The 11,432-nt window shown below is 64.9% G+C and carries 8 protein-coding genes and 1 riboswitch; of the genes, 5 read left to right on the top strand and 3 right to left on the bottom strand.

What is annotated here, in order from left to right:
• Positions 1 to 82: 82 nt before the first annotated feature.
• The 5 genes from LQD11_RS13370 to LQD11_RS13385 all read left to right on the top strand — a co-directional run bounded on the left by LQD11_RS13370 (position 83) and on the right by LQD11_RS13385 (position 5,963).
• Positions 83 to 2,119 carry a ribonucleoside triphosphate reductase gene (locus LQD11_RS13370; RefSeq protein ID WP_276315708.1) on the top strand — a complete coding sequence of 679 codons (2,037 nt, stop codon included), beginning with the start codon at positions 83 to 85 and terminating at the stop codon, positions 2,117 to 2,119.
• 34 nt (positions 2,120 to 2,153) lie between these two features.
• Positions 2,154 to 2,345, top strand: a complete 192-nt coding sequence (gene nrdD / locus LQD11_RS15630) for an anaerobic ribonucleoside-triphosphate reductase (protein ID WP_008932141.1) — start codon at positions 2,154 to 2,156, stop codon at positions 2,343 to 2,345.
• Positions 2,332 to 2,967, top strand: coding sequence for an anaerobic ribonucleoside-triphosphate reductase activating protein (locus LQD11_RS13375; protein ID WP_238617985.1), 636 nt, complete (start codon positions 2,332 to 2,334; stop codon positions 2,965 to 2,967). The genes nrdD and LQD11_RS13375 overlap by 14 nt, the downstream gene beginning before the upstream one ends.
• Before the next feature lie 67 nt (positions 2,968 to 3,034).
• Entirely contained in the window at positions 3,035 to 4,867 is a 1,833-nt protein-coding gene (locus LQD11_RS13380; RefSeq protein ID WP_238617986.1) for a sensor domain-containing diguanylate cyclase, read from the top strand.
• A gap of 74 nt (positions 4,868 to 4,941) precedes the next feature.
• Positions 4,942 to 5,186, top strand: a riboswitch (cobalamin riboswitch).
• A 120-nt stretch (positions 5,187 to 5,306) separates the two neighbouring features.
• Positions 5,307 to 5,963: an energy-coupling factor ABC transporter permease gene (locus LQD11_RS13385; RefSeq protein WP_238617987.1), complete on the top strand. Its 657-nt coding sequence runs from the start codon at positions 5,307 to 5,309 to the stop codon at positions 5,961 to 5,963.
• Here the strand turns inward: LQD11_RS13385 and LQD11_RS13390 are convergent.
• From LQD11_RS13390 to cobN, 3 genes are all read right to left on the bottom strand, one after another.
• Entirely contained in the window at positions 5,958 to 6,584 is a 627-nt protein-coding gene (locus LQD11_RS13390; protein ID WP_238617988.1) for a vWA domain-containing protein, read from the bottom strand. The two genes, LQD11_RS13385 and LQD11_RS13390, sit on opposite strands and share 6 nt — an antisense overlap.
• 23 nt (positions 6,585 to 6,607) lie before the next feature.
• Positions 6,608 to 7,687, bottom strand: a complete 1,080-nt coding sequence (locus LQD11_RS13395) for a magnesium chelatase ATPase subunit I (RefSeq protein WP_238617989.1) — start codon at positions 7,685 to 7,687, stop codon at positions 6,608 to 6,610.
• Positions 7,684 to 11,432, bottom strand: a 3,749-nt coding sequence (cobN, locus tag LQD11_RS13400) for a cobaltochelatase subunit CobN (RefSeq protein WP_238617990.1), incomplete at its 5' end; no start/stop codon positions are given. The genes LQD11_RS13395 and cobN, both read right to left, overlap by 4 nt.

The raw sequence follows: 11,432 nt of genomic DNA on the forward strand, positions 1-11,432 counted from the left end.
TGGGACCCAGGGCTTCCACAAAATATTGTGCCTGTTATAATCCGCGGCACCATATATCGCCCCATCAAAGGATCCCGTCTTCATGGAACCCCTGCCTTCCCGAATGCCCGCCCTGCCCGCCCAAGTCATCAAGCGCGACGGCCGTCGTCTGCCCTTTGATGCCGCCCGCATCGAGTCCGCCATCCGCCGGGCCGGTCAGGCCACCGGAGAATTCGGAGACCATGAGGCCACCCTGCTCACCGCCCAAGTGGTGAAGGTGCTGGCCCATCGCTTTGCCCAGGGTCAGTGCCCGGACATCGAAAACATCCAGGATGTGGTGGAGCAGACCCTGATCAGTGCCAACCACCTGCGCACTGCCCGAGCCTACATCGTCTACCGGGAACAGCACAAGGCCCTGCGGGCCGACCGCCGGACCCTGGTGGATGTGGATGCCTCCATCAGCGAATACCTGGACCGTTCCGACTGGCGGGTGGCCGCCAACGCCAATCAGGGCTACTCCCTGGGCGGCCTGATCCTCAACACCTCCGGCAAGATGATCGCCAATTACTGGCTCAACCACGTCTATCCGCCGGAGATCGGCCAGGCCCATCGGGACGGTGACTACCACATCCATGACCTGGACATGCTGGCCGGCTACTGCGCCGGCTGGTCCCTGCGCACCCTGCTGGTGGAAGGCTTCAACGGCGTGCCGGGCAAGGTGGAAGCCGCCCCGCCCCGCCACTTCTCCTCCGCCGTGGGCCAGATCGTCAATTTCCTGGGCACCCTGCAGAACGAATGGGCCGGCGCCCAGGCCTTTTCCAGCTTCGACACCTACATGGCCCCGTTTGTCCGGGTGGACCGGCTCGACTACGCCCAGGTCAAGCAGTACATGCAGGAACTGATCTACAACCTCAACGTCCCGTCCCGCTGGGGCTGCCAGACGCCCTTCACCAATCTGACCTTCGATTGGGTCTGCCCGGAAGACCTGCGGGAGCAGGTGCCCGTCATCGGCGGCCGGGAGCAGGATTTCTGCTACGGCGACCTGCAGGCGGAGATGGACATGATCAACCGGGCCTACATCGAAGTGATGACCGAAGGAGACGCCCGGGGCCGGATCTTCACCTTCCCCATTCCCACCTACAACATCACCCCGGATTTTCCCTGGGAAAGCGACAACACGGAACGGCTGTTCGCCATGACCGCCAAGTACGGCCTGCCCTATTTCCAGAATTTCCTCAATTCGGAGCTGTCGCCCAACATGGTGCGCTCCATGTGCTGCCGGCTACAGCTGGACCTGCGGGAACTGCTCAAGCGGGGCAACGGCCTGTTCGGCTCGGCGGAACAGACCGGCTCCCTGGGCGTGGTCACCATCAACTGCGCCCGCCTGGGCTTCACCCATCGGGGCGACGAAGCCGGTCTGCTGGCCCAACTGGACCGGCTGCTGGAACTGGCCCGCAACAGCCTGGAGATCAAGCGCAAGGTCATCGCCCGACACATGGAGGACGGACTGTTCCCCTACACCCGGCGCTACCTGGGGACATTGCGCAACCACTTTTCCACCATCGGCGTGAACGGCATCAACGAGATGATCCGCAACTTCACCGACGATGCCCAGGACATCACCACCGACGCCGGCCATGCCATGGCCCTGCGTCTGCTGGACCATGTCCGCGCCCGGATGCTGGAATTCCAGGAGGAGACCGGCAACATGTACAACCTGGAGGCGACGCCCGCCGAGGGCACCACCTACCGCTTTGCCCGGGAGGATCAAAAGCGCTATCCGGGCATCATCCAGTCCGGCACCCCGGATGCCCCCTACTACACCAACAGCTCCCAGCTGCCGGTGGGCTTCACCGCTGATCCCTTCGAGGCCCTGTCCCGCCAGGAAGCACTGCAGACCCGCTACACCGGCGGCACCGTGCTGCATCTGTACATGGGCGAGCAGATCTCCTCCCCGGAGGCCTGCAAGCGCCTGGTGCGCCGGGCCCTGGAAAACTTCCGCCAGCCCTACATCACGGTCACGCCGATCTTCTCCATCTGCCCCAAGCACGGTTACATCGCCGGCGAGCATGCCTTCTGCCCCCACTGCGACCAGGAGATCATCGCCCGCAAACAGGCCCAGGCCGCCGCGGTGGCCTGAGTCGTACCCCACCCTTTTCAAGGAAATCGCAAAAATGATGAAAACGAATCCCCCAATCTCCGCCGACATCACCCTGAGCGACGAGGAACGCACTCCCTGCGAGGTCTGGACCCGGGTCATGGGGTATCACCGCCCGGTGTCCGCCTTCAACAAGGGCAAGCAGTCGGAACACGCGCAGCGCCGCTACTTCGAGGAACCCGGCGTCACGGGCCATGCAAACCGCTGAATGTACCGTGCCGGCCACGGCGGCTGAATCGCTGCGGGTGGGGGGAATGACTCCCCTCACCACCATCGACTATCCCGGTGAGCTGGCGGCCGTGATCTTCTGCCAGGGCTGCCCCTGGCGCTGTGGGTATTGCCATAACACCCGGCTACAGCCGCCACGGACGGATGCGCCGATAGGCTGGGACCAGGTGACGGCGTTTCTGTCCCGGCGCCGCGGGCTGCTGGATGCCGTGGTGTTCAGCGGCGGCGAGCCCACCCTGCAGGGCGGGCTGGCACGGGCCATGGTCCAGGTGCGAAAAATGGGTTTCAAGGTGGGGTTGCACACCGCCGGCGTCTATCCCGAGCGTCTGGCCCGGGTTCTGCCCTTCACCGATTGGGTGGGCCTGGACATCAAGGCCCTGCCCGAAGACTATCCAGCGATCACGGGTGTGCCGGGTTCCGGCGAGGCCGCCTGGGACAGCCTGTACCGGGTGCTGGCCACCGACGTGGCCTTGGAGGTGCGCACCACCGTGGTGCCTGAACTGGAAGCACAACTGCCCGCCCTGCAATCCCGCCTGGCCCGGGCCGGGGTCCGAAGGCACCAGCTGCAGACCGCCAGGACCACGTCCATCGTTTGGGCATGAACTGGAATCGGTCTCGAACGTGGTAACCTTGCGAGTGGGATACTCCAAACCAGGACCCCACCGCATCATGACGCTTAAACGCTACATCATCCTGCTGCTGGGTTCGGGCCTGTTGCTGCTGGTGGCCATCCAGTGGTGGCTTACCTATCAGGCCGCGGAAGCGATGTCCCTGCGCCTGCAGACCCGCCTGGCGGAAGAAGTGAGCAGTCAGGTCAACGACAAGGTACGCCAGTTCTTCGATGTTCCCCGGCAGGTGGTGAGCCTCAATGTCGCCCAGGTTCGGCAGGGCGTGATTGATCCACGAGATCCTGAAGCCCTGGTCCGCAATTTCCTGCTGCAACTGGAGCAGCAACCCCTGCTCACCTTTCTCTCCGCGGGCACGCCCGAAGGGGAGTATTTTGCTGCCAGCCGCCCTCCGCTGGGCGAGGATCGCAGTCTGCGGATCTTGCAGGCCAGCATCGCCAACCACCGTGTCATGTCCCTCTACCGCGTGGATGAACGCAATCGTCCGGGACAACTGATCGATGCCGGCAATGATAACTACGATGCCCGACTCCGCCCCTGGTTCGTGACTGCCCAGATGATGGGGCGCATGAGCTGGTACCCGGTCTACCGTTATGCCATCAATGACCCCGCGGATGACTACAGCGCCATGGGACTGGGCATGTCTGCCCCCCTCTATGGGGCCGATGACCAGTTCGTGGGCGTGATCACCGCCGATGTATCCATCGTCCAGCTCAGCCGTTGGTTGGCCGAAGTGATGGAGCGCTCCGGGGGTGTGGCCTTCATCACCGAACCGGACGGAAAGCTACTGGCAAACTCGACCCCGGACCCGGTCTATTTCCTGAGCCGTGACGAAACCCGCAGGATCAGTCTATGGGAAAGTGATTCTCCTCTGCTCAGGGAACTGGGCGAACTGTTGGAACGACAAGCCGACCCTGAACAGGGCCGGATACTGCACCAGATCGGCAACGAACGCTATCTGGTGGACTGGGTGTCTTACTCACTCCGGGACGGCCCGACACTCAGGATCGTGCAGGCGATCCCCCAGAGCCAGTTCATGGCACCGATGCTGGATCTACTACGGCAATTGCTGCTGGTGGCGGCCGGGATACTGTTGCTGGGAATGATCCTGATCACCCTCATCAGCATCTGGGTCACCCGTCCTCTGGTGGCCTTGAGTCGCTGGGCAAGCCGACTCGGACGGGGGGATTGGACCTACCGGCCCGACATCCGCACTCCGGTCCAGGAAGTCAGCCGGTTATCCCAGGCATTGGGACAGATGGCACATCACATGGAACGACAGACCCAGGATCTGGAGCGGCTGGTTGCCACGCGCACGCGGGAGCTGGAGCAGGCCAACCAGGAATTGTCCCGATTGTCCCGCACCGACGCGCTCACCGGCCTGGCCAACCGACGCAGCCTTGATGAGGTGCTGGCAAGGGAATGGGGGAGAACCCGCCGTTTTGCCCAGCCGTTGAGTCTGCTGATGCTGGATATCGACTGGTTCAAGGCCTACAACGATCAGCATGGACACCCGGCGGGAGACCACTGCATGCAGGTGCTGGCCGACGTGCTACGGCAACATACCCAGCGGGCCACCGATCTGGCGGCCCGCTACGGCGGTGAGGAGTTTGCCGTTGTCTGCAGCGGTCTTGATCATGCAAGGGCCCTTGGATTGGCGGAAGAGATTCGCGGCATGCTGGAACAAAGGGCGTTGCCCCACGAAAGCTCCCCGTTGGGGGTGATCACGGTCAGCATCGGCGTGGCGACGCTGAATATGGGGGACACACGCTCACCCGGACAACTGATCGAAGCGGCGGATCTGGCGCTCTATCGCGCCAAGGCGTCCGGCCGCAACCGGGTTGTTTCGGTAGAGAACACACACGTCGCACATTGACTTGCTTCCCCAAGGTTCGTAAGGTTTCGGCTGCTTCAGGTGACCCGGCGGCACGTGCCGTCGGGATCGCGGTGCCTGTGCGTCCGGCCTATGGTCGGCGTCGAGTGTCGTGATCGGGAAGCCGGTGCGGCGGGTGACGTGAATATATTTCACACACCGGCCAAGGCCGGCGCTGTCCCCGCAACGGTAGGCGAGTCAAAGTGTGGCATCACGTCACTGTGCCGAAGGCGTAATACTGCGTCCGGCATGGGAAGGCGCCTCACCGGAAGCATAGCTTCCTCTCGTAAGCCCGGAGACCGGCCTCAAGCAACGCGCCACACGGCGGGGAACCGTGAACGGCGGCGTACACGCCTGGCATGCCGCTGCGCTTGCCGAGTTGCCTGCCGCCTTGATCCTGCCCCCCGCATGGTTTCTGGAACCCGATAGACCGAGGTCTGCCATGCATATCGAAACAGGCTTGATTGCCCAACCCAAACTCATCCTTGCCGGGGCCACCGCCGCGGTCGTACTTGCCTATTACCTACGCCACCTCATACGCCGCCCACAGGACTGGCCGCGTATTCTCCTGGCCGCGCTTTTCTTCTCGGTCTTCATGGAGGCTATCCACTTTCACGTCGGGCCATCGGAGCTTCACTTCGTCGGGGCCATGGCCATCTACTTCACCCTGGGCTTTCTGCCCGCACTGTTCGGCTTTGCTCTAGGATTGCTCCTGCAGGCCCTCATCTTCGAACCTGCCGACCTGGCGCATTGGGCAGTCAACAGCCTCTCCCTGATCCTGCCGCTGCTGCTGGTCCACTACACCATCGGGCGACGCTACCGGGAACAGGGCGAAACCCTGACCTGGGGACGGATTTTGCGTCTGGATGCGATGTACTACAGCGGCGTGGCCCTGATGGTGGGTTTCTGGCTGGTGGGAACAGGGACAGGGATCAGCGCCTGGGCGCTGTGGGCCAGTTCTTATGCGCTCATCGTGCTCATCGAACCCCTGGTCACCTACGCCGCAGTGCGCTTGCTGAAAGCCCACGAAGGCAAGCGGCTGGGTCGTCTGTTTGCCGTGGATAATCTGCGTATCGCCTCTGCGCGGCAGTCCTCATAGGGCATTCACGTGCCCATGGGCACACCCCCAGGCCTGGGCGATCCTCGCCGCCCGTCCCAGGGAGACGGCTTCAGTCTCGAAGTCCACCACCTGGCAGACATCGGCATGCGCTGGCCTGGGGGGAATCCGGTGGGTACGGCCATCGGTCAGCAACCATAAACCGATGCGCTTGTCGGGGTTCCGGCGGCGTACCTGCAACAGCAGGGCGTCCGCCAGCGCCACGCCGGAGGCCATCGGCGTCCCTCCGCCACCACCGATGGGCGCGATCCAGTCCTCGTTGAAGACGGCGGCTCGGGCCGGGGGCTGCAACACCCGGGCCCCACTGCCGGAAAACCCGATCACCGCCAGTTCCCCCCGCAGAACATAGATCTGTTGTACCCAGGTGGACAGCAGTCCCTTGGCCAGGGCCAGCTTGTCCCGACGCAGCATGGAACCGGAACAGTCCAACACCAGACAATAGAGCATGTCACCATGCCCCCGGCGGCGACGATAAACCAGAGCGTCCCGGGTCAGGGGGCCATGCCCCTTGTGGATCAGGCTGCGGTGCCAGTGGATGACCCCCGGCCCAAGGCGCGAGAACTCACGCTGCCGACCGGGGTTGTCACCGCGCCCGTCGGGCACCTGTCCGGGTGCCCGACGGTGCGTCAGGGCTTTTTTACCGGCAAGGGCCTCGCAACATCCCACGGCCGGTAGGCCACCGGCTCCGGCGGCAGTACGCCCCATTCATCATCATGATCCGGTTCCGGATCCTGGCCACGGGATGTTTCCGTGGACTCCGATTCCATCGTCGCCCCGGCAGGAGGCGGACGCCTCTGCTCGGCGGCATGCGAGCCTTGAGGCGGAACCTCCACCGACTCGGAGCCGGCCGGCGGACGCCGATGATCCAGCACCAGGGCCTGCACCGCCTGCACGTCCTGTTCCTCTATCCGGGATCGTGCCGCCAGGGCGGCGTGGGCACGGGCGGCACGCAGCATGACCAGATCCGCTCTCACCCCTTCCACCCCTGCCTCGAAACACAACCGGCTGACCTGCCGGTGCAAATCATCCTCGAACACCAGGCTTTCAAGTCGGTTGCGAGCCCGGCAGAGCCGCTCCAGCAATGCCCGTTGTGCCTGATCATGGCGCAGGACAAAGCCATGCGGGTCCATCTCGAAGGCCAGCCGCGCGCGCACGATGGCCTCCCGAGTGGGGGGATCGATCCCCCCGTCCAGGGTGACGAAAAGACCAAAGCGGTCCAGCAATTGGGGGCGTAGCCTGCCCTCCTCCGGGTTCATGGTGCCCACCAGCACGAACCGGGCCGGGTGTTGGTGGGAAATGCCGTCCCGCTCCACCCGATTGACGCCGCCGGCACTCACATCCAGCAACTGGTCCACCAGCACGTCCGGCAACAGGTTGACCTCATCCACATACAGCACCCCCTGATGGGCCCGGGCCAGCAGGCCGGGGCGGAAGTTCACCTGGCCGTGCTGGAGTGCGCTTTCGATGTCCAGCGATCCCAGCAACTGTTCTTCACTGGCCCCCAGGGGGAGATTGACGAAGCAACCCTCCGGCAGCAGCTGGGCCAGGGCACGGGCGCTGGTGGTCTTGGCCGATCCCCGGGGTCCCTGGATCAGCACTCCGCCGATGAGAGGATCAATGGCCGCCAGCAACAGGGCCATCCGCAGGCGGGGCACCCCGACCAGGGCTGTGAACGGGTATTGGGGTGTCGGGATCTGCACGCTCATGCCCCCTCCCAACGGGCCTCGCTCTCCAGCAACCGGGTTTCCAGCTGCTCACGATAATTCCCCGGCGCCTGCCACAGGCCACGCTGCATGGCCTCCAGCAGACGCTCGCACATCTCGTGCAGGGCATCCGGGTTGTGCCGTTCCAGAAAGGCCCGGTTATGAGGGTCGTTGATCAAGGCATCCGTCACCCGGGCATACTGATCATCCCGCACCACCCGGGCGGTGGCGTCATAGGCAAACAGGTAATCCACGGTGGCGGCCATCTCCGCCGCCCCCTTGTAGCCATGGCGCTGCATCGCCTGGATCCATTTGGGATTGGTGACCCGGGCCCGGATCACCCGGCTGATCTCCTGGGCCAGGGACTGAACCCTGGGCGCCTGGGGATTGCTGTGATCCCCGAAAAAGAGCGCGGGCTGACGTCCGCTCAGATGGCGCACGGCCGCACTCATGCCACCCTGGAACTGGTAATAGTCATCGGAATCCAGCAGATCGTGTTCCCGATTGTCCTGGTTCTGCACCACCAGATCGATCCCTGTCAGTCGTTGCCGGAAGACATCGGGCAGGGCGGCCCCCTGGTCCCGGGTGCCGTAAGCATAGCTCCCCCAGTTCACGTAGGCCTCGCTCAGATCCCCATCGTCCCGCCATTGCCGGCTCTCCATCAGTCCTTGCAGCCCGGCACCGTAAGCACCGGGCCGGGCGCCGAAGATGCGCAGTCCCGCCCGTCGGCGAGCCGTATCCGGGTCCAGCCCCCGCGCCACACCCGCCCGGGTCTCCCGCAGGATACGGGCGCGGATGGGATTGACGGCCTCCGGTTCGTCCAGCCCGGCCACCGCCTGTACCGCGGCATCGAACAGGCGGATGACATTGGTGAAGGCATCGCGAAAGAACCCGGAGATGCGTAGGGTCACGTCGATGCGGGGGCGGTCCAGGGCGGACATGGGCAGGATCTCGAAATCCGTCACCCGGTGACTGCCCGCCGCCCAGCGGGGGCGCACGCCGATCAGGGCCATGGCCTGGGCGATGTCATCGCCGCCGGTGCGCATGGTGGCCGTGCCCCAGACCGACAGACCGACGGCCCGGGGATAGTCTCCCTCCTCCTGCAGATAACGCTCCACCAGCAGATTGGCGGATTTCAGGCCCAGCATCCAGCTGGTGGGGGTGGGCACGGCGCGAACGTCCACGGAATAGAAGTTGCGTCCGGTGGGCAGGACGTCGGGGCGCCCCCGACTGGGGGCGCCACTGGGCCCCGGAGGCACGAAACGCCCCGCCAATCCCCGGGTGAGCTGCAACAACTCCTGGGGACCGCAGGCCTCCAGGGCCGGCCGCAGACGCTGATGGATGCGTTCCAGTACCTGGCGGGTGGCAGACCAACCACCTTCGTCCACGGGTAGCCCCTGGCTCAGGATCCGCAGGGCCAGGCACTCCAGGCGTTCCCGGGTATCCCCCTGATGCCGCCAGGGGGTATCACTGATTCCGGCCAGTAACGGCGGACGAAGGCCCTGCCAGGGCGCCTCCCAGGGGGCGTCCAGAGGATCGAAACCCTCCCCCAAAAGATCCCGGGACAAGGCCCGGATCAGGCTGTCGTTGCCCCCCCTGCCATCACCGGAGGGGTAGCGGGCCAGGGCCAGCAGCGTATCCACCGCCTGGCGTCCCATCGGGGAGCGACCAAACACGTGCAGGCCATCCCGGATCTGGCTTTCCTTGAGTTCACACAGATAGGCATCGGTACGGTTCAGCAGGCGCTGTTCGTCCGTTTCGCAGCGGGGCGCCTCCAGCCCCAGATCCTGGTGCAGGTTCTGAGCCAGGATCATCTCCAGAATCCGCCGCCGCAGCACGCCGGCCCGTTGCCGGTCCAGCATCAGCGCCTCGTAATACTCGTCCACCAGCCGCTCCAGATCCCGGGTGGGGCCGTAGTTTTCCGCCCGTGTCAGGGGCGGCATCAGATGATCAATGATCACCGCCTGGGCGCGGCGCTTGGCCTGGGTGCCTTCCCCCGGGTCGTTGACGATGAAGGGATAGAGATGGGGCATGGGCCCCAGGATCAGGTCCGGCCAGCAGGTCCGGCTCAGGGCCACACTCTTGCCCGGCAACCACTCCAGGTTGCCGTGTTTGCCCACATGCACCACGGCATCGCAGTCGAAACGTCGGCGCAGCCAGGCATGAAAGGCCAGGTAATAGTGAGGTGGCACCAGATCCGGATCATGGTAGTTGGCCATCATGTCCAGGTGATATCCCCTGGGAGGCTGAATGCCGATGAAGACGTGGCCACAGCGCAGCCCGGCGATCATGAACCGCCCCCGGCGCACCATGGGGTCCTGATCCGGTGTCCCCCAGCGGGACAGGACCGCCGACCGGCAGACCTCGGGAAGATCCTGGAAGAAGGCCTCGTAATCCGGCATGGACAGGCTTTGCCAGGCGGTGCGCACGGGCCAGCGGTCCGGGTCGTTGGTGATGCCCCGGCGCAGCAGCGCCATCAGGGCATCGCCGTTGTCAGGGATGGGTCCGAGGCGGTAACCCTCCTGCCGCAGCCGTTCCAGAATGACGATGACGGACTGGGGCGTATCCAGTCCCACGCCGTTGCCCAGACGCCCTTCCCGGGTGGGATAGTTGGCCAGGATGAGCGCCAGCCGCTTGTCGCCATTGTCCAGGGTCCGCAGGCGGCACCAGCGTCGGGCCAGCTCGGCCACAAAGCGGATGCGCTCGGGCTGGGGCTGATAGTGAACCACATCGCTCTGGGTATGGGGGCAACGATGCTGAAGTCCCTTGAAACTGACCGCCCGGGAAATGATATGGCCGTCCATCTCCGGCAATGCCACCTGCATAGCGATATCCCGGGGCTGCAGCCCGTGAGGATCAGACTCCCAGGCCGCCTCATTGCCGCCGGACAGCAGTATCTGCACCACCGGGACATCGTCCAGCAACGGCGTATCCGCGACCGATTCCACCCCGCCCCGGGCAAAGGCGGTGCTGTTGAGCACCAGGCTCACGGCCTGCTCCCGGCACAGTCGGCGCACGGTGTCCAGGCACAGGGGGTCCTTGAGGGAAATCAGGGCCAGAGGCAGGGGATTGAGACCACACTCCAGCAGACTCCCGCACAGGGCGTCGAACACCTGGATATTGCCCGCCTGCAAATGGGCGCGATAAAACAGCAGGGCCACCCGGGGGGCGCCGGGAATCCAGCGGGCCTCCCAGGCCGCCACCGTGCCCACATCCAGTTCCGGGTGGAAGATCCCGATGGCGGGCAGAGGCCGGGGCGGCGGCACCGACAGGGGCAACTGAAAGAAGGTGGCGCCCAGGTAGCGGTAAAAGGCCCGGATATTGGCCCCGCCCCCTTCCCGCAGATAGCGCCACAGGGTCCGACAGATCTCCGGGGCCACCGTACTGCCCGCCAGCAGGCGGGGATCCTCCACATGATCGCCGGAGAACATGGCCAGGGCGATGCCGCGTCGGCGGCACAGGGCCTGCACCTGCTCGGTGCCGTAGGGCCAGTAGGACTCCCCACCCAGGTGATCAATGATGATCAGGCGCGCCCGTTCCAGCACACTTTCCATGTAGAGATCCACGGAAGCCGGCTGGCGCAGGTGCAGCAGATTGGCCAGACGCAAGGTCGGATAACCAATCAGGCCGCCCCCCGGTGCCTGGGGATTGCCGGGATAATGGGCGGCCAGCAGGGCCAGGGTGGTATCCGCCGCGCTGAGGATGACGATCTCCGCCGGGGACTGATCCAGCCGGATGGTGACCGTAT

It is taken from the genome of Ectothiorhodospira shaposhnikovii, from assembly GCF_022227765.1.
Taxonomy (GTDB): domain Bacteria; phylum Pseudomonadota; class Gammaproteobacteria; order Ectothiorhodospirales; family Ectothiorhodospiraceae; genus Ectothiorhodospira.